At 60.0% G+C, this 22,014-nt stretch carries 13 protein-coding genes; 11 read left to right on the top strand and 2 right to left on the bottom strand.

Going from position 1 to position 22,014, the window contains the following annotated elements; translation table 11 throughout:
* Positions 1–237: 237 nt before the first annotated feature.
* The 3 genes from rpoB to HMPREF0574_RS04270 all read left to right on the top strand — a co-directional run bounded on the left by rpoB (position 238) and on the right by HMPREF0574_RS04270 (position 9,217).
* Positions 238–3,744 (top strand): DNA-directed RNA polymerase subunit beta, encoded by a 3,507-nt coding sequence (gene rpoB / locus HMPREF0574_RS04280; RefSeq protein WP_004007472.1) that lies wholly within the window; start codon positions 238–240, stop codon positions 3,742–3,744.
* A gap of 30 nt (positions 3,745–3,774) precedes the next feature.
* Complete coding sequence (locus tag HMPREF0574_RS04275; protein ID WP_004007471.1) at positions 3,775–7,668, top strand: DNA-directed RNA polymerase subunit beta'; 3,894 nt, start codon at positions 3,775–3,777, stop codon at positions 7,666–7,668.
* Between the two features lie 139 nt (positions 7,669–7,807).
* The gene (locus HMPREF0574_RS04270; protein WP_004007470.1) at positions 7,808–9,217 is read left to right on the top strand and encodes an AI-2E family transporter; all 1,410 of its coding nucleotides are present in this window, start codon (positions 7,808–7,810) and stop codon (positions 9,215–9,217) included.
* 146 nt (positions 9,218–9,363) lie between these two features.
* Here the strand turns inward: HMPREF0574_RS04270 and HMPREF0574_RS04265 are convergent, their stop codons facing one another.
* Positions 9,364–9,846: a PLD nuclease N-terminal domain-containing protein gene (locus HMPREF0574_RS04265; protein WP_004007469.1), complete on the bottom strand. Its 483-nt coding sequence runs from the start codon at positions 9,844–9,846 to the stop codon at positions 9,364–9,366.
* A 155-nt stretch (positions 9,847–10,001) separates the two neighbouring features.
* On the opposite strand from HMPREF0574_RS04265, the gene HMPREF0574_RS04260 reads away from it, so the two are divergent.
* The gene (locus tag HMPREF0574_RS04260; RefSeq protein ID WP_236585817.1) at positions 10,002–10,394 is read left to right on the top strand and encodes a hypothetical protein; all 393 of its coding nucleotides are present in this window, start codon (positions 10,002–10,004) and stop codon (positions 10,392–10,394) included.
* 31 nt (positions 10,395–10,425) lie between these two features.
* On the opposite strand, the gene HMPREF0574_RS04255 is transcribed toward HMPREF0574_RS04260, so the two are convergent.
* On the bottom strand, positions 10,426–12,018 hold the full coding sequence (locus HMPREF0574_RS04255; RefSeq protein ID WP_004007466.1) for an AMP-binding protein: 1,593 nt from the start codon (positions 12,016–12,018) through the stop codon (positions 10,426–10,428).
* Between the two features lie 25 nt (positions 12,019–12,043).
* On the opposite strand from HMPREF0574_RS04255, the gene HMPREF0574_RS04250 reads away from it, so the two are divergent.
* Genes HMPREF0574_RS04250 through HMPREF0574_RS04220 form a run of 7 tightly spaced genes read left to right on the top strand, consistent with a single transcriptional unit; the run spans position 12,044 to position 21,976 of the window.
* On the top strand, positions 12,044–13,165 hold the full coding sequence (locus tag HMPREF0574_RS04250; protein WP_004007465.1) for a DUF3048 domain-containing protein: 1,122 nt from the start codon (positions 12,044–12,046) through the stop codon (positions 13,163–13,165).
* A gap of 44 nt (positions 13,166–13,209) precedes the next feature.
* Positions 13,210–14,262: a 1,4-dihydroxy-2-naphthoyl-CoA synthase gene (locus tag HMPREF0574_RS04245; protein ID WP_004007464.1), complete on the top strand. Its 1,053-nt coding sequence runs from the start codon at positions 13,210–13,212 to the stop codon at positions 14,260–14,262.
* 50 nt (positions 14,263–14,312) lie between these two features.
* Positions 14,313–15,218 carry a hypothetical protein gene (locus tag HMPREF0574_RS04240; protein ID WP_004007463.1) on the top strand — a complete coding sequence of 302 codons (906 nt, stop codon included), beginning with the start codon at positions 14,313–14,315 and terminating at the stop codon, positions 15,216–15,218.
* Positions 15,215–16,282, top strand: a complete 1,068-nt coding sequence (locus HMPREF0574_RS04235) for an enolase C-terminal domain-like protein (protein WP_004007462.1) — start codon at positions 15,215–15,217, stop codon at positions 16,280–16,282. Before HMPREF0574_RS04240 ends, HMPREF0574_RS04235 begins: the two co-directional genes overlap by 4 nt.
* A gap of 47 nt (positions 16,283–16,329) precedes the next feature.
* Positions 16,330–17,265, top strand: a complete 936-nt coding sequence (locus HMPREF0574_RS04230) for a PP2C family protein-serine/threonine phosphatase (protein ID WP_004007461.1) — start codon at positions 16,330–16,332, stop codon at positions 17,263–17,265.
* Entirely contained in the window at positions 17,262–17,723 is a 462-nt protein-coding gene (locus tag HMPREF0574_RS04225) for an FHA domain-containing protein (RefSeq protein WP_004007460.1), read from the top strand. The genes HMPREF0574_RS04230 and HMPREF0574_RS04225 overlap by 4 nt, the downstream gene beginning before the upstream one ends.
* The gene (locus HMPREF0574_RS04220; protein ID WP_004007459.1) at positions 17,723–21,976 is read left to right on the top strand and encodes an FtsK/SpoIIIE domain-containing protein; all 4,254 of its coding nucleotides are present in this window, start codon (positions 17,723–17,725) and stop codon (positions 21,974–21,976) included. Before HMPREF0574_RS04225 ends, HMPREF0574_RS04220 begins: the two co-directional genes overlap by 1 nt.
* Positions 21,977–22,014 lie beyond the last annotated feature (38 nt).

Raw genomic sequence — 22,014 nt, 5'->3', positions numbered from 1 at the left:
CTTACAAGCCGCAAAAGTTATAGAGTTGTTATTTGCGTGTTCTCTGTCCGAGGCCACCTGTTACCGTTGATATTGCGTAAGTATGCGCCGGCAATATCAGGGCAGGTAGAGCGAGGGATGAGATGTTCAAACGCCGCAGCGCATCGAGATTTTCCAGGCTGATTGCCGCGACCGTGTGCGCGGGGGAGCCGGTTTGAAAATCCCGACCATCTATACGACATAAAGGAAACGGAAATCTTGGCTACGAAATCCAAAGAATCCTCCACTCACCCTTTCCGGGTGTCTTTTGCCCAAATTGATGAACCGATGGCACCGCCGAATTTGTTGGCGCTGCAGACCGAATCTTTTGACTGGTTCCTGGGGAACGAAGCCTGGCAGGAACGCGTCAAGGAAGCCGACAAAACCGGTGACAAGCACGTCCCCCGCACTTCGGGACTGCAAGAAATTTTGAACGAGATGAGCCCTATCGAGGACAATGGCGGCACCATGTGCCTGTCCTTTAAGGACTACACCTTGGAAAGCCCGCACTACACCATCGACGAATGCAAGGACAAGGACCTGACCTACAATGCGCCGATGTACGTAACCGCGGAATTCATTACCTACGAAACCGGCGAAATTAAGACCCAAACCGTGTTCTTGGGCGAATTCCCGCTGATGACCCCGCGCGGAACCTTCATCGTTAACGGTACCGAGCGTGTGGTCGTGTCCCAGCTGGTGCGTTCCCCCGGTGTGTACTTCGAAAAGACTGCTGACAAGACCTCCGACCGTGACATTTACCTGGGTAAGGTCATTCCCTCCCGCGGTGCTTGGCTGGAATTCGAGATTGACAAGAAGGACACAGTCGGGGTGCGTATCGACCGCAAGCGCAAGCAGTCCGCGACTATTTTCCTCAAGGCGCTGGGGATGAGCGTTGGTGAAATCCGCGAGGCTTTCCACGACTTCCCGTTGATGCTGGAAACCTTGGAAAAAGATGGCGCGATTGAAACCCAGGATCAGGCCCTGGAGGACATCTACCGCAAGATTCGTCCCGGCGAGCCGCCCAGCGCGGAGGCCGGACGTAACCTGCTGCACAACTTTTACACCAACCCCAAGCGCTACGACCTCGCCGAGGTCGGACGCTACAAAATCAACAAGAAGCTCGGTGTGGAGAGGGAAATGGGCGAACGCACCCTGGACCTGACCGACATCGTGGCTGCGTTCCGCTACTTGTTGGCACTGCGCGCTGGGGATGACACGGTTGCGGTCAAGGACGCTGCTGGTCAGGAAACCGAACTGCATATCAAGACGGATGACATCGACCACTTTGGCAACCGCCGGGTGCGTCCGGTCGGCGAGCTTATCCAGATGCAGGTGCGCACGGGCATGTCCCGCATGGAGCGCACGGTAAAGGAACGCATGTCCACCCAGGACGTAGAAGCCATTACCCCGAACTCCCTCATTAACATCCGTCCCGTTGTGGCAGCCATCAAAGAGTTCTTTGGAACTTCGCAGCTGTCGCAGTTCATGGATCAAAACAACCCGTTGGCAGGTCTGACGCACAAGCGCCGTCTGTCGGCTTTGGGTCCGGGCGGTCTGTCCCGAGACCGGGCGGGGATGGAAGTTCGTGACGTGCACCCTTCCCACTACGGGCGGATGTGCCCGGTGGAGACTCCCGAAGGTCCGAACATTGGTTTGATTGGTTCGCTGGCAACTTTCGCGCGCATCAACCCATACGGTTTTGTGGAAACTCCCTACCGCGTGGTCAAGGACGGCGTGGTCACCAACGAAATCCACTACATCACTGCGGACGATGAAGAGGGCAAAAACATCGCCCAGGCCTCCGCGCAGCTCACGAAAGATGGGCACTTCGTAGAGTCCACCGTGCTGTGCCGTTCTACCGGCGGCGACCCGGTGCTGGTCAGCCCGGAAGAAGTCGACTTGATGGACGTATCGGCTCGTCAGATGGTGTCGGTCGCGACCGCGATGATTCCGTTCCTGGAACACGATGACGCGAACCGCGCTCTGATGGGTGCAAACATGCAGCGCCAGGCAGTGCCGCTGCTAAAGACTGAAGCTCCCCTGGTGGGCACCGGTATCGAGAAACGCGCCGCGATTGACGCCGGCGATGTGGTCGTTGCCAAGAAGGGCGGTGTCGTCACCGAGGTCAGCGCCGATTTGGTGCGTCTCCAGGAAGATGACGGCGAAACCCGCCTCTACACGCTCGAAAAGTTCAAGCGTTCCAACCAGGGCAACTGCTATAACCAGCAGGCTATCGTTGACGAAGGCGACCGGGTCGAAGCCGGAGACGTGCTGGCTGACGGTCCCGCTACCGACGGCGGAGAAATGGCTCTGGGCAAGAACCTGCTGGTGGCGTACATGTCCTGGGAAGGGCTGAACTACGAGGACGCCATTATCTTGAGTCAGCGGGTCGTTTCTGAGGACTTGCTGACTTCGATTCACATCGAGGAACACGAAATCGATGCGCGCGACACGAAACTGGGCGAGGAAGAAATCACGCGGGATATTCCCAACGTTTCCGAAGCTGCCCGCAAGGACCTGGACGAACGCGGCATTATCCGCGTCGGTGCCGAGGTCAACGCGGGTGACATCCTGGTCGGTAAAGTGACCCCCAAGGGTGAAACCGAGCTGACCAGTGAGGAACGCCTGCTGCGTGCCATCCTGGGTGAAAAGGCGCGGGAAGCGCGTGACACTTCCCTGCGGGTGCCCCACGGTGAATCCGGCATCGTCATCGGGGTAAAGGAATTTACCGATGAGGACGACGACGCCGCGCTCGGACCTGGCGTAAAGCACATGGTTCGCGTCTTTATCGCACAGCGTCGCAAGATGACGGTCGGCGACAAGATGGCTGGTCGTCACGGCAACAAGGGCTGTGTCTCCAAGATTCTGCCGGTTGAGGACATGCCGTTCCTCGAGGATGGTACCCCGGTAGACATTATCTTGAACCCGATGGGTGTGCCCGGTCGTATGAACCTGGGTCAGGTACTTGAGTTCCACTTGGGCTGGTTGGCTCACGAGGGCTGGGATGTCAGTGAAGCCCGCAAGGCCGGTGAAGAGTGGGCACAGCGGGTCCCGCTGGAGGTCTGCGAGCCGGGACAGCACGTGGCGACCCCCGTGTTCGACGGTGCCGAGGCTGACGAGATTACCGGTCTGCTGCGCAACACCCGCGTCCGTGAGGACTTCGATCGTCCGCTCATCGACGAAATGGGCAAAGCGAAGCTGTTTGACGGTCGTTCCGGGGAACCTTTCCCGTACCCGATTGCTATCGGCTACAAGTACATGCTGAAACTGCACCACTTGGTCGATGACAAGATTCACGCCCGTTCCACCGGTCCTTACTCCATGATTACCCAGCAGCCTTTGGGTGGTAAGGCCCAGTTCGGTGGTCAGCGCTTCGGTGAGATGGAGGTGTGGGCAATGGAAGCGTACGGCGCCGCCTATGCCCTCCAGGAACTTCTGACGGTGAAATCCGATGACGTGCAAGGACGCGTGCGGGTTTACGAATCTATCGTGCGTGGCGAGGACCTGCCCCAGCCGGGCATTCCGGAATCTTTCCGCGTGTTGATGCAGGAAATGCGTTCGCTGTGCCTGAACGTGGAGGCTCTGGATGCTGCCGGCAACGCCATCGACTTGCGCGATGATGAAGATGAAGCCAGCCGCGGACCCAACAGTCTCGGCTTCGACTTGGGCAAACGACCCAACGCCCCCGGTCTATTGACGACCGACGAATTCATGAACGCCTAAGACGGACCGGAAGAAGAGGAAAGAAAACACATGTTGGATGCAAACAAGTTTGACAAGTTGCACATCGGTCTGGCGACCGAGGACGACATTAACAGCTGGTCCCACGGCGAAGTCAAGAAGCCGGAAACCATCAACTACCGGACGCTGAAGCCTGAGAAAGAAGGCTTGTTCGACGAACGAATCTTCGGGCCGACCCGTGACTGGGAATGCGCCTGCGGGAAGTACAAGCGCGTCCGCTACAAGGGTATTGTCTGCGAACGCTGTGGGGTGGAAGTCACCCGTTCCAAGGTGCGTCGCGAGCGGATGGGTCACATTAAGCTCGCTGCTCCTGTCACGCATATTTGGTACTTCAAGGGCGTGCCCTCCCGGCTCGGTTACCTGCTGAATATCGCGCCGAAAGACCTGGAAAAGGTCATTTACTTCGCGGCGTACATGATTACCGACGTTGACGAGGAACGACGCCACAAGGACCTTGCAGATATGCAAAAGGAATCCGACCTGGCTCGTGGACAAATCGAAAAGAACCGCGACCTGGACATCGAAAAGCGTGCTCAAAAGATGGAACAGGATATGGCGGCGTTGGAAAAGGAAGGCGCCGAGAAATCCGAAATCGACAAGGTCAAGCGCAACGGTGAAAAGGAAATGCGCGCGCTGCGCCACCAGGCTGAGTCTGACCTGAAACTGCATGACGAAGTTTGGGATCGGTTTAAGAGCCTGAAGGTCGGCGACCTGGAGGGTAACGAGCTGGTCTATCGCGAAATGTATGCCCTGTACGGCACCTATTTCAAGGGCGGTATGGGCGCGCAGGCGGTAAAGGATCGCTTGGAGTCTTTCGACCTGGAAGCGGAAGCCGAAGCGCTGAAAGAGGTCGTGGAGAGCAAGACTGGCCAACAGAAAACTCGCGCCCTGAAACGCCTGAAAGTCATTAATGCGTTCCTCCAGACCGGCAAGCCGGCGTCGGCGATGGTGCTGGATTCAATTCCGGTCATTCCCCCGGACCTGCGCCCCATGGTGCAGCTGGACGGTGGACGCTTCGCGACTTCTGACCTCAATGATTTGTACCGCCGCGTCATCAACCGCAACAACCGTTTGAGTCGTTTGCAGGAATTGAAGGCCCCGGACATCATCGTCAACAACGAGAAGCGTATGTTGCAAGAGGCCGTGGACGCCCTGTTTGACAACGGTCGGCGTGGACGTCCGGTAACCGGGCCGGGTAACCGTCCGCTGAAGTCCCTGTCCGATATGCTCAAGGGTAAGCAGGGGCGGTTCCGTCAGAACCTGCTGGGTAAGCGCGTGGACTATTCCGGACGTTCCGTTATCGTGGTTGGTCCGCAGTTGAAGTTGCACCAGTGTGGCTTGCCCAAGACGATGGCCCTGGAACTGTTCAAGCCTTTCGTGATGAAAGTCTTGGTGGAAAACGGCGAAGCCAAGAACGTTAAGGCTGCCAAGCGGATGGTAGAGCGGCAAAACGCCCAGGTTTGGGACGTTTTGGACGAGGTTATTACCAACCACCCGGTGCTGTTGAACCGTGCTCCTACCCTGCACCGTTTGGGCATCCAGGCCTTCGAGCCGCTGCTGGTGGAAGGCAAGGCTATTCAGCTGCACCCGCTGGTCTGTGGCGCGTTCAACGCGGACTTTGACGGCGACCAAATGGCAGTCCACGTCCCGCTGTCGGCAGAAGCCCAGGCTGAGGCGCGCGTGCTGATGCTGTCGTCGAACAACATCTTGAAGCCTTCGGATGGTCGTCCGGTGACCATGCCCTCCCAGGACATGATTATCGGTATTTACCACCTGACCTCGGAAGAAGATCCGGAAATGGTTCATGCTCCGAGGTTTGACCCCGACGGCAACCGGGTGCTGAAGTACTACACCAGCCCTGCCGAAGCCCGCCTGGCTTATGACAATGGCGACCTGGCTTTGCAGGAAACCTGCGTAATCCGCATGGAACCGGGCGACTTGCCTCCGGAGGATATGGAAATGCCGGAGGGGTGGCAGCCGGGAGAACGCTTCGAGCTGAAGACCTCCCTGGGGCGCGTCATCTTTAATGACTCGCTGCCGCGCGATTACCCGTTCGTCAACTACGTGGTAGAGAAAAAGAAACTCGGCAAAATCGTCAACGATTTGGCGGAGCTGTACAAAAAGGCCGATATTGAGGTGTCCCTGGATGCTCTCAAGTCTTTCGGTTTCCACTGGTCGACCTGGTCTGGAATCACGATTTCCTTCACGGACGTGGTTCCGCCGGCGACCAAGCCCGCCATTTTGGAAAAGTACGAAAACCTCGCTTCTGACGTGCAAGCTGACTACGACCTGGGTGCCATCACCGAGGACGAACGCTACAGCGCCTTGATTGACCTGTGGCGAGCCTGCACGAATGAAGTGGCAGAGGAAATGCGCGAGAACTTCCCCGAACGCAACAATGTATACCGCATGGTGAAGTCCGGGGCTCGTGGTAACTGGTCTCAGATTCAACAGATTGCCGGTATGCGCGGTCTGGTGTCCGACCCGAAGCAGCGCCTGATTGAGCGCCCGATTAAGTCGAACTACCGCGAGGGTCTGTCCGTGTTGGAGTACTTCATCGCGACCCACGGTGCGCGTAAGGGTCTGGCGGATACGGCTTTGCGTACCGCCGAATCTGGGTACCTGACCCGCCGTCTGGTGGACGTATCGCAGGATGTCATCATCCGTGAGGAAGACTGCGGGACTCGCAAGGGCTTGAACATTACCATCGGTTTCGTCAACGAGGATGGTCAGATTGAACCCGACGAGCTGGTCGAGACCACCGCTTTTGCGCGGACTTTGGCAGTTGACGCGGTAGACGAAGCTGGAAACGTCGTGCTGGAAGCCGGGCAGGATGTCGGTGACGTGGCGATTAAGAAGCTGCTCAAGGCCGGCATCACCCAGATTAAGGTACGTTCTGTGCTGACTTGTGACGCACCGGTGGGGACCTGCGCGGCTTGCTACGGTCGGTCTCTGGCTACCGGCAAGCGCGTGGACATTGGCGAGGCCGTCGGTATTATTGCCGCGCAGTCCATTGGTGAGCCCGGTACGCAGCTGACGATGCGTACCTTCCACACCGGTGGTGCGGCTTCGGCTGCCGATATTACCCAGGGTCTGCCGCGTGTGCAGGAGCTGTTTGAAGCGCGGACCCCCAAGGGTGAAGCCACCATCACCGAGGCAGCCGGTCGGGTAAAGATAAACGACGACCCGTCCGGTCCGCGTGAGGTCATCATCACTCGTGACGACGGCAAGGAAGACCTGGTCATCGAGGTGTCTCGCCGCCAGGCACTGCTGGTCTCCGACGGCGATCACCTGGAGGTGGGCGACCGCCTGACCCAGGGTCCCATCGACCCGAAGAAGCTGCTGCGCGTGAAAGGCCAAGCTGAAACCCAGCGTTCCCTGGTCAACGAAGTACAGCAGGTCTACCACAGCCAGGGCGTAGACATTCACGCCAAGCACATCGAGGTCATCGTGCGACAGATGCTGCGCCGCGTGACCGTGCTGGAATCCGGCGACACCATGCTGCTGCCCGGTCAGCTCATCGACCAGGCGAAGTTCCGCGAGGAAAACAAGCGGGTCGTGACACAGGGCAAACAGCCGGCTTCGGCGCGTTCCGAACTGATGGGTATCACCAAGGCGTCCTTGGCTACCGATTCCTGGCTGTCCGCGGCTTCTTTCCAGGAAACCACGAAGGTTCTGACCAACGCGGCAATGGAAGGCATCGACGATCCGCTGTCGGGTCTGAAGGAAAACGTCATCCTGGGCAAGCTGATTCCGGCTGGTACCGGTCTGAGCCGTTACCGTCGCGTGGAAATCAAGCCTTCCGCGGGCGGTCACGAAGTGTTGATGTCGCAGTTGCCTTACAGCGACACGACCGGATTCGGACTGTTCGATGACGATGTCGACCTGGAACACCCGTGGGGATAGGGTCGAAGCTGCCCGACCAGCCGTGATTTCAGGGTTGAAGCGGGTTTAATTCAATAGTTTGGGAGTTCCCGGTTCACCAGTTTGCGCTGGCGGACCGGGAACTTCAGTTTTTCAATGCTCGGTTGGTAGGGTTATTCCTATGGGAATGCTTGATAAGGCAAAAGGGATGGTGCAGGCGGTAAAGCCTGGTGTAATCAGTGATAGGGGCAGCGCCGGCGCGGAAGCGGAGCGTGCTAACGCGGCAAAAGCAGCCGAGCAGAAAGCATCCGGTTTGGAGGCCTGGCCGACCGGGATGCGTTTCGCGTTCGCTTTGGCAGCCAGCGCGCTGATAATTTTCCTGCTATCTCTGATAGCCGGGGTGTTCATGCCGACTTTCCTGGCATTTTCGCTGGCGTTGGCGGTGCGCCCGGCGTCAGAATGGCTGATTCGCCATCGCTGGCCGGTGGGGTTGGCGGCTTTGGTTAACATTGTGCTGCTGTTCGCCATCCTGTTCATCATGCTGGGGTTGATTGCGATTGCTATCACCGCAATGGTGACTGAACTGCCTCGCTACGGCGCAAAGTTCCAGGCTCTCTATGAACATGCCATCAACCAGCTGGATCGGCGTGGCTTCGACACTTCTGCCGTGCTAGATTCCTGGAAGAACGTGGACATAAACCGGGTATTTTCCTACCTCTCCGGCTTTGCTAACCAGATTAGCGGGGCTGGAACCACCCTGTTCTTTATCATCATGGTGGCGATCTTCGTGGTCGGAGACACCGTGGTGGTGCGACGTCGCGCCGCCGAGTTGGCATCCTATGCTCCCGGTTTCGCCATCGCCCTGCGCAACTTTTCCCTGCGGGTGCGGACCTACTTCCTGATGACCACCGTTTTTGGTGCCGTAGTAGCACTGGTGGACGTCGGAATTCTCTATGCGTTTGGGGTGCCGACCCCCTGGACCTGGGGTATCCTCGCTTTCGTCGCGAACTACATTCCCGCGGTGGGATTCATTCTGTCCATGATTCCCCCAATCCTGCTGGCTTTGGCGCTAGATGGAGTGTGGCCCGCCGTTGGGGTATTCATCGGTTACATGGTTGCGTCGCTGCTGTTCCTGAATATTTTGCAGCCCCGCATTGCCGGGAACGCGGTGGGCTTGAACGCCACTGTTTCGTTCCTATCTTTGATGGTCTGGTCCACGGTGATGGGTCCGCTGGGTGCGATTTTGGCAGTGCCCCTGACGCTGTTCTTTAAAGCGATTTTCGTGGATTCTGACCCGCGCACGGCATGGATTGATGTGTTCTTCCGTCCTTCCGATGCCCCCACCTCCCTGGTGACGAGCCGTGAATTCCGTGACCGTGACGGTGATGGTGTCGACGACACCACCGGGATACCCCGAGGCATAGATACGCGACTGCGTGAGGAACAAATCCAGGACGCGGCAGAAAAAGAACGCGCGCGGGCGCAAGCCACCCTGGAAGAGCTGAACCAGGAGGCTTTGGAGCAAGCCGCGGAAAAGGCTGAAAAAGAGAAAGCCAAGAAGGTCGACCCGTCCGCGAAAACCGCGGAGTAGCGGTAAATCTTGCAGATTCTGCCGGGCTTGGGGGGGGGATTCCCCGATGCGAAATCTGGCGGTCCGCTGGCTAGCGCAGGAAGTCAGGGCGCGGGCTATCAATTAGCAAATGCGCGCGACTGCGGGCAGGCGCACGAGACCGGATGTCAGGATTTCGTGTCCGGGGAGTCCGCGGGGTCCGGAGGATTTTGTGGGTCAGTGGGATTCTCTGGGGCGGAATTTTTGTCCGGGCGGGGTTGGAGCTTCTCATCCTCTTTCTCCCGCTTCTTGCGTTCGTATTCTTCACGCTGTTTTTCACGCAATTTCCGGCTGACTTCCTCGAGGAATTCTGGATCATCGTCAGGAGCGCTGGGCTGTTCCGTGGCAGGTCTGTGCCCGAAACTGAGGGACACGGATTCCTCACTGGACCAGATATTTGGTTCAATCACCCCACCCTTGGCTTCGGCAGCGGCGACGCGGGACACGATTATCCACGCTATTGCCCCGATGGGGCTAATCAGCAAAATCAGCATAATCCACAAAACTTTTGGTATCTTGCCGGGCAGGTTATCTTTCGGGGTGCGAATGCAATCAATCAGCGCATACAAAGCCAGCGCCAACCACAAGATAAACAACAAAACTCTGACCACGGCTTCATCTTAACGTAAAACCCGTGGTCTTTCCTGCTTTGTCGATTTCTGGACATGCCTGGAAGATAGCCAACGGAAAAATAGTATAAATAATGTGGGGGGCGACCGGTATCATGGTTATCAAATGGTTTTCATTCACAAAGGAGTGGTGGCAGATGTCTAACCCCCAATCGCGCTGGATTATCTGGTCAGCTTACGCCGTGCTGTTCCTGGCTTTGCCCTATGTGACCCAACCTATTTTTAAGTCTGTAGGCGATGACGGTATGGGGTGGATTTTGCTGATTTTCTACCTGGCGTTACCGCTTTTAGGACTGGGATGCGGGGTGGCAGACGGAATCGTCAACGGCTGGTCGCTGTGGTGGCTCCTCGCTCCGGTGGTACTGTTTATTCCGCATTTCTTTCTGGCGATGCACGCTGCCACTAACCTCAGTATCTACTGGGATGAATTTTTCCTGTTCACCGGCATCTACGCCGGTTTCGCGTTTATCCCCAACCTCATAGCAGGGCTGGTGCGAAACCGCCTCCAACGCCCCCGGGCGCAGTCCTAAGCCCGCCCCCGCCCGGTCCCGCGGTGCTCGGTTAGCGCACCCAGGCGCGACCGGTGCGAAGTTCCCGTTTCGCCAGTTCGGCAACTTCGTGACGAGCCACCTTGCCCGGTCCTAAGGTGGGCAGATGCTGCACTACCACCACCACACGAGGCGCGTGGGCAGCGCCAAGCTCCGCGGTAACAGCAGTGCGAATCCGCGCCGCCAGAGAATCTGGCTCTGACATTCCGTCTTTTCCGAGAACCCCCAAGGACGCCGGAGAACCCAGCATCGGAGCCAACAAATCCACATCGAGGTCGTCTCCGGGTACCACCACCGCGGTGACCAGTTCACCCCAGCGGGCATCGGGCAGCCCGACCACACACACTTCACCGACCCCCGTCACACTCAAAGAAGCCTGTTCCACCGCGGAAGCATGGACTTTCACCCCGCCGGTGTTGATGACATCATCGGTGCGCCCCTGAATAATCAAACGCGGACCTTCCATCCGACCGGTGTCGGAAGTCTTAAACCAGCGACGTGGTCCCATTTGAATCCACGGAGAGGCCTCTGCGGGATCCATGCCGACTGGTGGTTTCTCTACGTAACCTTCCATCAGGGAGGTGCCGGTAACCCACACGGTATCGCCGACAGTAGAAACTTGGGTGCCCAGCAGGGGAATCCCGTCATAGACGCAGCCCCCGCAGGTTTCCGTCATCCCGTAAGTCTCTACCACATGCCAGCCTACGGCTTTCGCCCGGTCTGCCAGGAATGGGGTAAACGCGGCTCCTCCCACCAGGATGGTGTCCACTTTTGCCAATGCGTCGACCGCGTCTCCGCCCTCGTCCAGAATCTTGGATACCTGAGTGGGCACCAGGGACAGGTAGACCGGCAGGGTGGAGTTCTGGGTAGCGCGGGTAACCGCGCGCACCAAACTGGCGGGTTTAAACCCGTTGGTAGTGTCCACAATGATGGGTTTTGTCCCGGAAATGAGCGAACGAGTCAGCACCTGCAGCCCGGACACGTGGTGAGTCGGTAGTGCCAGAATCCAGCGACCCGGTCCGCCCAGGGCAGCCAGAGTCGAACGGGCAGAGGACACCAGGGCACTGGCAGAAATTGCCACCAAATGCCCGTCGCCGGTCTGGGAGCCGGAGGTCTGCATAATCAAGTCAGTTTTGGCAGGGAGGGGACCGTTGAGTCGCGACCGTAAAATCCTGCGGGCGCGTTCCGGATCCACTCCCGGAGCAATGGGTACCAGGATTTCCCGAACCTCCTGGCGGGGAGCCTGATCTGAGGGGGTATCCGCCGGTGCGTCATCTTGGGGTGTTTCCGGAGAGGCGGTGTCCTGGGGAGACTCACTGGTTGGTGCGGACCAGTCCGGTTCCGTCGGCGAGTCTGTTTCTGCGGGTGAGGTGGGCTCATCGGCGTTTTCTTCGGCACGAATTTCCGCGAGCGCAGCCTCCCAGTCGTAGTCATCCGTAACCTGCCGACCGCTGCGGGCGAGTTGTTCCTCGGTAGTCAGAAAAGGCGCAATCGCGGTATCCAAACCATCAGCCAGATTGACTACGTCATGGGGTTTCGTGCCACCCGTCAGGAAACAGAACCGGACGGGAACCCCCCGCTTCGCTGTGTCACTCACCAACTTCACCCTGCCTTAACGCTAAAGTTCATTTATGGCTGTAACCTGGGATAACACCGCGGAAAATGTGGCAAACAGAGTCGTTTACGCCGAGCGTCGCAACGCGCCTGGAACCCGTCATACAGCCGGTTTCAATAAGATTCTAGCGGTTCTGGTGGCTTTCTGGACAATGCTGGGAATGCTGGGACTGACGGCATGTGTAAATCCGGCACCTGGGAAAAAAACTCCCACCCCCACCGCCCAGCCCGAGGAACCCGCCACTTGGCCCTTGACCGGTCTCCCTCGTGAAGACTCGACTCCGCACCCCGTGGTAGCGGTGAAAGTGGAAAACACCGTGGCGGCGCGTCCGCAATCCGGGCTGGAAGACGCCGACATCGTGTTCGAAGAACAGGTTGAAGGCGGGATGACCCGGTATAACGCGGTGTTCCATGCGCATACTCCCGAGGAAATCGGTCCGGTGCGTTCCGTGCGTCCGATGGATCCGGGCATCGCCGCGCCATTCGGTGGGATGCTGGTCTATTCAGGGGGTGTCCCCGCCTTTGAATCTCAGGTTTCCGCGTCGGGACTGCGCGGCTTCAACGAAGATCAGGCGCGGGGGGCGCTGTATCGGGTGAAGTTCCGTGCCATGCCCCACAACCTCTATCTATCGATTCCTAAACTTTACGAAAAGGTCGGCAAAGAACACACTATGGAGCCTGACGCTCCCCAAATTTTTGATTTCGCCAACCCCGACCAGGGGGAGCAGCCCACCGCGGTCTCGTCCGGAAACCCCGCGAACACCCTCGTGGCGCATTTCCCGTCCCTGGTCGCAAGCTACAACTGGACCGGTTCTCGCTGGCAGCGGGTTGACGGGGGAACAGCGGCGAGCGCTCGGTCAGGAGCGCCGTTGCAGACCGATAACGTGGTGGTGGTGCTGACCAGCATCATCGACACTGGTGCGAAAGACGCTGCGGGGGCTACAGTCCCAGAAACGGTGCTGACCGGCAGCGGAACCGCCTACGTCGCCAGTGGCGGGTCAGTCGCCAAAGTGACTTGGTCCAAAGACTCCGAAGGCTCGCCACTGCAGTTGACGGACTCTGCCGGCGAGCCCGTCCTGCTCAACCGGGGTACCACCTGGATTGAGCTGCTGCCCAATCCGAACTTCAGTTTCCAATAACCCCAGCCGACCGTAACACGCTGGTGAACAGTTAGAATCTAAGCGTGGAAGATAATGCGGTGGCAGATATTTTTGAGGCAAAACGGTGGCGGGCAGTCGACCTGGAGGGGCTCAGCGATGTGACCTATCACCGGGGCGTGCTGGCAGACGGCAGCCCGGCGCCGGTGGTGCGCATCGCGTTCAATCGCCCCGAAGTGCGCAACGCCTTTCGTCCCCAAACTGTCGACCAGCTGTATCGCTGCCTGGATCACGCCCGCATGACTGCCAGCGTGGCAGCGATTTTGCTGACTGGCAACGGGCCGGCGCGTGACGGCGGCTATGCGTTTTGCAGTGGCGGGGATCAGCGGGTGCGCGGCGCTGACGGTTACCAGTATCACGTGACCGTACCGCGCAGCGAGTCGTTGCAACCGCCACAGGGCGCGGCAAACCCGACCGAACGCCCTGGTGAACCCCAAAACCTTGCCGACCGGACTGCTGACCTGAAACACCCGGAAACTCCTGAAACTGCGGACCTCCCCGACCCGAGAGACGCGGCTGGACGCTACGGGCGACTGCATATCCTGGAGGTGCAGCGCCTCATTCGTGCCACCCCGAAACCGGTCATTGCGCTGGTCAACGGGTGGGCTGCCGGTGGGGGACACTCGCTGGTGATGGTGTGTGATTTGGCACTCGCCAGCCGGGAACATGCCCAGTTCAAACAGGTCGATGCCAACGTCGGGTCCTTCGACGCCGGATACGGTTCGGGGCTGCTGGCTCGGCAAGTCGGAGATAAGAAAGCCCGCGAGATATTCTTCCTGGCTGAGACCTATTCCGCCGCGCAAGCCGAGGCTTGGGGGGTGGTGAACCGCGCGGTGGTGCACGAGGACCTGGAACGCGTCGGCTGGGACTGGGCACTGACCATTGCCGGGAAATCCCCGCAGGCGATTCGCATGTTGAAATATGCTTTCAACGCGGTGGATGACGGCCTGGTCGGGATGCAAATGTTTGCCGGGGAAGCAACCCGGCTGGCATATGGGACCGCGGAGGCCCGCGAGGGGCGCGACGCTTTCCTCGAAAAGCGCGCCCCGAACTGGGACGAGTTTCCGTATTATTACTAAGAGGATGCGGTAGCACCAAACCCGAAATGTAACCCCGAAAGAAGGTCAGAGTGGATTTCACGTTCCTGGTTGCCACGCTGGTGGGAATCGCGCTGGTAGTCATGACCTGGGCGACGCCCTACGCCAAATTCCTGCGGGACGGATTCGGAAAGACTGATTTGGGTAACCGCATCGTCACCATCATGATTCCGGGTCTGACCATCCTGTGCCTGGGGGTGACATTTTTCGAGGCCTGCGTGACCTATGCAACCGGGCTGTCATTTTGGCGAGTGTGGGGCATCCCCCTGGCGGCTTTGCTGGCGCTGATAGGTCTGGGCGTGGCGTTTTGGGCGTTGGTTCCCGCCCCGGTGCCGAGTCTGTTGCAGCCGCGGTGGATGAAAGAGGAACGTCTCTATGGAGCTTTGGGGGCACTGGAACGCACCCGCTCCGCGCAGCAGCGCCGGGAACGGGCAGTCAACCGGCGTGGGTTTGATTATTTCGACACCCAAATGATTGACGGGGTTTCCCTGGCTTACCCCGAAACCTGGGTGTTGAACCTGGAACCAAGCGCGCCCGCGCGCGTCTCCGGACTGAAACTGCAAAGCCGTTTTGCGTTGGATACCCCCCATGATTTTGCGCCGCATTCACGGATTCTGCTGATGTCCGCGCCCTTGGCAAATCCAGAGAATAGCGTGAATTGGCTGCGCCGCCTGGCAGTTCCTGCCGGTTGGCAGCCGCGGGAAGTTGGAACTTCGCAGTTGGCAGAAAGCCCTGCCATTTGGGCTGATTCGTGCTTGCCCGACGGTCGGGGAGTACAGCAGCGCTGGGCGGCGGCTATCGGGGACACCCTGTGGGTGTTGGCTTTTCAGGCAGCTGGCTCGGATTTCGGACCGCTGGCAGACGTGGGAGCAAAAGTCGCCGCCTCGCTGACCCTACCGGAGTCCGGGAGGGCGACCGGTGCATTGGTGTCGTCGTGACCAGCCACGTTGAAGATTCTGGCAGTTCCGCCCGCCTGTCCCCTTTTGAACCCGGTCCGGACGGTGCCGAGCTGTTTACGGCGCAGGGAATCGAGCGGGCATGGGTGTTTGCCGTGCCGATGCGCGTCAAGTTTCGCAATATCATCGTGCGAGAAGGGCTGATTTTACAAGGCAGTGCCGGTCTGGCTGAGGCGGCGCCCTTCCGGAACTATCCTCCGCCAGTCGCTGCCACCTGGTTCGCGGGAGCATTTGCGGTAGCGGCACGGGGACTTCCCGCACCCCTCTCTCCGGTTCCCCTCAATGTCACGGTGCCGGTGGTGGACCCGGACACCGCGGCGCGGCTGGTCCGGGAGTCCGGCTGTAGCACAGCAAAAGTGAAGGTCGCCGACCCGCGCAGCAGCCTGGAGGACGATATTGCGCGGATTCGCGCCGTGCGTGCGGCGTTGGGGGCGACCGGGCAAATTCGGGTAGATGCGAACGCGGCGTGGAGCCTGGCTGAGGCAACAGCCGCGCTGCCGCGGTTGGGTGAAGCCGCCGGTCCGGGCGGTCTGCAGTATGCCGAACAGCCCTGTCAGACTCTGGCTGAACTGGTCGAACTGCAGCGGGCGACGGGGATTCCGGTGGCAGCAGACGAAACTATTCGCCTGGGCGGGCAGCTCACCGAGGTCCTCGCCAGTGGGCTGGCCGCTGCTGTCATCAAAGCAATGCCCCTGGGGGGACCGGCGCGTGCCGCGGCTCTGGTGGCAGATGGGCTGCGGGCAGCTGCTCCGGGTGGCACAAGCGCGCCCCTTTTGGTGGTGTCCTCTGCTTTAGATACCGGGGTGGGCTTGAGTGCCGGACTGGCTCTCGCGACCCAGCTACAAACGAAAGCCGCCTGTGGACTTGGAACACTCCGCTTGTGCACAGATAGTATCCTCACCGCGGATCCCCGTATCGAAAACGGATTCCTGTATCCGGTGGAAACCCTGGAACTGAAAGGAAATCTGCCACCTGTCAGCCCGGAAGTGCAGCAGTGGTGGCGGAATCGAGTTGAACAGGTAGCCGCCAGGTTCGCTAGACTTTAGTTAGCAGCGGCAATGAAGCTATCAGGAGAGAGCGAAGGACGAAACCGATGGAGATTGAAACCGGTACCTGGACACTCGCCCACGGGGAGACGCTGCGCTGGGCTGCCGCCACCGACATCGGCTTGAAACGGGCTGAAAACCAGGACTCTTTCCTGGCGGCTCCACCGTTCTTTTTAGTTGCAGACGGGATGGGCGGTCATGCCGGGGGGAAACAAGCCTCTGCCACGCTGCTGGGGCACATTCAGCCTCTGACCGGCACGGACGTTAATCTGCGGGTAGTGCGGGAATCTCTGGAGGCAGCCTGTGAGGAAGTCATGGGGCTGGTTGAAGCCAACATTAACTACACGATTTCGCCGCCGGGAACCACGCTCACCGGTCTGGTGGTGCTCGGTCCACTAGGGGAGTCCGCGGCTGACGGGTCAGCGTCAGCCCCCGCTACGGACGGGTCAGAACCGGCGCAGTTCCTGGTTCTCAATGTGGGGGACTCGCGAACTTACGTGTTGAGAGAGGGGTTGTTGACCCGGCTGACGCGGGATCATTCCCAAGTCGCCGAGATGGTCGAGGCGGGAATGCTGACCGTGGAAGAAGCCCGAGTCTGGCCGACCCGCTCCGTCATCACCCGCGCTATTGGCGCTGGTCAAGCCGGGTTACCCCAGATTGATACCTGGACTTATCCGGTAGCGTCGCCCCGGCGTTTCCTGGTGTGCTCCGACGGGCTGCATTCCATGATTGATGACGGTGCCATCGGGCGGGCGCTGGGCGACAACCCCACCCCCGAAACGGCAGTGAACGCACTGGTGAATCTGGCTTTACAGGCGGGCGGGCACGATAATGTGACCGCGATTGTGCTCGACGTGACCGCCCCGGAATCCGCACTCGCCCCCACGGAACCGGCTGATCCTGCGCTCTCCGAGTCGCCCGCGCCCCCAAACTCCCTTTTGCCACCCCCGCCTCCTCCTCCGGGCAGTGAGGGGGCACGATGAAACACTGTGCTGATGGAGGTACCCCGTTTACCGTGCGGATTTGTCCGCTGGGTCACCATAACCCGCTGGATTTTCCCCGCTGTCGAGTGTGCGGTGGTGTCCTGGACGCGCCGATGCAAGTGGCATCCCCGAAACTGGGCTGGGTGCGTTCCACCGACCAACAGACTGTCGAGCTGACAGGCGAATTAGTGGTCGGTCGCGCCCCGGAGACACACGGGCGCGAAGGGGTATTTTCCCTGACGACCCCGCCGGAAATTCTCGAAATTTCCCGCACTCACGCCCGAATCTGTACCGAGGGGTGGGAAGTCACCGTGGAGGACCTGGGGTCTGATAACGGCACCCGCTTGTGCCGGGCGACGGGTCAGATTGTGGATTTACAGCCGCACAAGCGGTACAACATTCAGCCCGGTGACGTGCTGGAACTGGCGCCAAACTACCTGTTGAGGTTTGCAGCCTGATGCGACGACCAGTCCGAATCTTGGTGGATGGCAGCCCTGCCGAAGTCTTGCTGCAGGCAGACGCCCGTGCCCGAGTGGCAGATGTGGTCACCACTTTAGGCGGCGGGCAGACGTCTCGTCTCAGCGTCACGCCGTTGGCGCCCCTGCTGGATCCGGGCGGTACCGGGTCCCTGCCGGTCGTTGCCGAGACGTCGGGGTCACAAGTCCCGCGCGGTGAGTCGGGCGGGACACATCCGGCGCAGGTCGGTAAACCTTACGTGCTGCCGCGCGATTTGCCGTTGGCAAAAGCGCCGATACCGCCGGGGGCAGGTTTGGCACTGGTGGGGGAGAGCGACGAGTTACCGCCGGCTCCCGCGGGTATGAAGTCGCTGCTGGCGTATTCACCCCCACCGGCTGCTGACCCCGAACCGCTGGGAATCAACATAGAAATGCCGGCGCGACCACGCTTGTGGTTGGCAAATCCCGCGACGCTTGCCTTACCCGTGGTGCCGGTGGTGCTGTTTGGGGTGCTGGCAGTCATCTTCCCCAGTGCCGTCGCGTTTGCCCTGCTGGGTTTGGCAGTAGTTGCGGGTGGCTCAGAAGTCGGGTGGGCGTTGACTCAAAACCGGGCGGCTTGGGTGCGTTATGAGCGGGACATGGTTGCGCTCACTCCCCAGATTCAGGCAGCTTTGCATCGCCGTGACGTGGCGATACGCGACAGTGTTCCCGACCTGTCGGATCCCCACCACGCCCTGCTGCCTGGACTGTGGGGACACGCGAGTGTGCAAATGCGCATTCCGGTCGGTTTCACCCAGGTTTATCCAGAAATTACGCTGAGCAGCCACGGGACGGCGACCCCGTTTCGCGGCTGGGGACCGCTTGCGGGATCGAGTACGGGGTCAGAAGCCGCCGCGGTCGTCCACCGGTCAGCCGGAGCCGCGGTCCCGGACTCGGTGTCTAACGCGGAGATGGGGCAGGCAGCCTCGGGGCAAATCGCGGCGATTAACCGCAGGATTAACGCCATTGGTGCCGCTACCATCGGCGAGGGGCATACCGGTCTGGAAGTGGCCTTCGTTCCGGCGGATTCCGGTCCGCTGGCGATGACAGGTCCCGAGAACTTGCGTGGACCGGCGCTGAATCAGTTCCTGATTCGCGCTGCCTTGCGCTATTCCCCTGCCGACTTAAAAATCGTGGTCGCCGGGACGAAACCTGCACAGTGGACGTGGGTTAACTATCTGCCGCACGGCGCCGCGGTGCGCGAGGATTTAGCGGTCGAGCCGGTTTGTGACCTGAGTGAAGCGAGCGCCGAGAGATTGGCGCAAGCCTGGAGCGGTCAAAAGGGGCAGCGCGGTTCGCGTCAGCGCCTGTTGCTGGTAATCGACGGAGAAGTCCCGGCAGGCTCTCGATGGGAAGATTTTGCCGAGGAGCCAGGGATTTGGCTGGTTAACGCCGTTGATAATCTCGGCAGTGCAGTGAGTGCCGTGCGGCAAGTTCTGGACCTGGCGACCGGGTCTTGGCAGGACGGTGTGTCCCGCATTCCCGGAACTACCCCGCCGGCGGGACGGCACACTGCCGCTAACGGGATTCCACTGCAGTCAGCCCGTCCGACCCAACTGAGTGTGGAACCGTTGCTGCTGACCACCCCTGGTGCGCGGAAAGTTACGGAGCTCCTGGCTAATCTGAAGCTACCGGGCAAAACCGCCGAGCCTTTGCCTATTAGCGCCCAGTTGACCGATGTTTATCCCCTGACAGCTGAGGAAAGCACGGCGGTTTTTGGTGAGTCGGGAGACGGGGGTCGCTGTACGGCAGCGATAGGCTACGGTGCTGCCGGTCCGGTGTTGTTGGATTTGGCTGACGGTAAAAACGCTGTTGTAGCGGGAGAAAACCAGGCTGCCCGGACCAATGCCATCGCTGCTTACCTGGCGGGTTTGGCGCTGACCCGGCGTCCGGAGGATGTGAGCTGGGTAATTTTTGATTCCCGCGCTACGAACTGGGGTGAACTGGGGCAAACTCCACACTGTTTAGGCATTGAGTCGGGGCGGGGAAATGCTGTGTTTGCCCGGTTGCTGCGCTACCTGGAGGCGGAGACTGAGCGGCGAGAAAACTGGCTGAGGGAATCCGGGGCGGGCAGCTTGGTGCGGGCGCGCGCGGCGAAAATATCGGGTACTCCGGCGGATTTAATTGTCGTCATCGCCGTGGGGGAGTCGTTTACCGCGCGGCAGCTCTCGCAGCTGGTTGAACGGCTGCATATGTACCGCTCCCTGGGGTTGCATTTGGTGGTGAGTATCGGGAATACCGAAAAATTGCCCCGTGAAGCCTTGAAATATCTGCCGACACGTGTTGTGCTGCATCTGGAAGGTGCAGCCCTGGAGGTGGTCTGTGGCAGTCTCGAAATTGATTCGCGGTCGGCTTTTTCACATCCCGGTCGCGGAATTCTGCTGGTCGGCGGGGTTGCGACCAGTTTTCAAACCTTAAATTCCCTGATGGTTACGGATTTTAGTGATCCCGAATTGGCTCCCGTGAATTTCACACCCCTGGGCGGAACGGAGTTCCCCCCGGCGCTGTCGGCGGGCAGTCAGCGGCGAGTCCCGGCTCTGGTGAGGGGGAATTTTCCTCGGACTGACACAAGTGGGGACTCGGCGGCTTTGACCCCGCTTTCGGTGCTGGCAGGGTCGTTTTATCGCGGTAAATCTACCGTCCGGCGGTGGACTTCCGGGCTGGAGAAAGTCTATGACCTGGCGTCTTTGGGGCAATCCAGCGATGCGGAGTTCCGCCTGGGAGTGCGCGATGACCTGGGGCGTCAAGAAGTCGTCCCCTTTGGGTTTAGTCCCGACCACGAGGGCAACCTGTTCGTGGCAGGTCCGCGCGGTAGTGGGCGCACTGGAGTGTTGCGAGCTATTGCTGCCGATAGTCTAAACACCGGAGGTAACCCCGTTGCTCTCTATGTTTGCAGCGCCGACTCGACTCTCGATGTGCTGTCTAACTGGGCAAACGTGGGAGTGGTAGCTCATGCCAACGAGCCGGAGACAATTGCCGACACGATGGAATACCTGGTCAGCAGGTGGCGTTGGCGCACTGCAGTGGCGCAGCGCAACGCCACCCGTGATTTTCCTGAACTGCGCGCTGTGCTGCGTGGCACACGACCTGCAAAGCAGCCTGGCATGCCCCTCGGCACGGATGCTGTTGACGGCGACGAAATGGACCGTGGTGAGCGAATTATTGTCGCGATTGACGGTTTGGAAACCGTGCTGGAGTCCTTGCCGGGAGCCAGCTCCGCCAGTTTTCTGGAACTCATCACCGGCGGCAGGGTCGTCGGGATCCACTTCGTCATCAGTGCCGACAGCGTCGAGAACCTCCCGGCGGCCTGGCGAGGTGCATTTGGGATGCGAATCGAGTTGAACGGTTCCATCCCCGGCAGTGGCGTGGTTGCCGATGACCCGCGAGCTATTCAGGTAGCTGTCCTCGGTAACGACCCCTCCGAGCCTGCCCAAACACGTATCCTGGAACGCTTGAGCGCCTTGGCAAAAACTCCAGCCCACCGGATTGCCCGGTTAGCCGTGCCGGTGTTTGCCACCGCCCTCGCCACACCTCCTGCGGGAGAAATGGCGCTGGGACTGAGCGCCCCCGGTGGTCGACAAATCAACACCAATACCAGCGGAGTGTACCTCATTGCGCGGGGTAGCGGGGAAGTCGATCGGGCGGTGAGCTTGGCAGTCCTGCGCTGGCTGGCTCGTTCGCTGCGCACCTCCAGCCCAGACACCGGGATGGTGCTGTTGTCTGCACAGAGCCGTGAGGAAAGCTCGCCCGCGTTGAAAACCTTGGCAGGACTGGCGATGTGGGACGCGGTAGCCTGCGGCTTTTCAGACTTCCGCGACTTTTATCACCACCTGCTCTCCGTCGCGGAGCAAAAGTCCCCGCCGAGATTCCCCGGTCTAGCTATCTTTATTGCCGACCTGCCCGGATTCGCGCAGAACACGGACGCTGCCACAGCGATGGCAGACATCATCCGCGCGGCACGTCGCCAGGGACACCTGGTCTTTGCCTCCGGCGCTGCCACTTCCCGCGACGGACTGTCTTGGATGACAGACTCCGAGCTGAATGCGGCGGTGAAAGCCCCCGCCGCGGGACTCTCTCTAGGTTTGAGTGCCTCCGACACTGCCGCCATCTTTGGCGTTAGCGTCCCTCAAGACGGCATTGCCTTTCCGCCTGCCCGCGGATATTGGATTCACGGCGGTCGTGCCACCAAAATCCAGCTGCCCCAAGAAAACGGCTGAGTGCCCGCACAACAAGATGGCTAAACATTCGCGCCATG

This window comes from Mobiluncus curtisii subsp. curtisii ATCC 35241 (assembly GCF_000146285.1).
GTDB classification, from domain to species: Bacteria; Actinomycetota; Actinomycetes; order Actinomycetales; family Actinomycetaceae; genus Mobiluncus; species Mobiluncus curtisii.
Note: the sequence above shows the minus strand (reverse complement) of the source record. Positions and strands in the feature narration are given on the sequence as shown.

What these genes read in the sequence shown, in the direction of transcription:
- HMPREF0574_RS04250 (WP_004007465.1), top strand. Translation starts at nt 12,044, where the DNA reads ATGGCTGTAACCTGGGATAACACCGCGGAAAATGTGGCAAACAGAGTC.
- HMPREF0574_RS04260 (WP_236585817.1), top strand. Translation starts at nt 10,002, where the DNA reads ATGTCTAACCCCCAATCGCGCTGGATTATCTGGTCAGCTTACGCCGTG.
- HMPREF0574_RS04220 (WP_004007459.1), top strand. Translation starts at nt 17,723, where the DNA reads ATGCGACGACCAGTCCGAATCTTGGTGGATGGCAGCCCTGCCGAAGTC.
- HMPREF0574_RS04230 (WP_004007461.1), top strand. Translation starts at nt 16,330, where the DNA reads ATGGAGATTGAAACCGGTACCTGGACACTCGCCCACGGGGAGACGCTG.
- HMPREF0574_RS04275 (WP_004007471.1), top strand. Translation starts at nt 3,775, where the DNA reads ATGTTGGATGCAAACAAGTTTGACAAGTTGCACATCGGTCTGGCGACC.
- HMPREF0574_RS04270 (WP_004007470.1), top strand. Translation starts at nt 7,808, where the DNA reads ATGGGAATGCTTGATAAGGCAAAAGGGATGGTGCAGGCGGTAAAGCCT.
- HMPREF0574_RS04225 (WP_004007460.1), top strand. Translation starts at nt 17,262, where the DNA reads ATGAAACACTGTGCTGATGGAGGTACCCCGTTTACCGTGCGGATTTGT.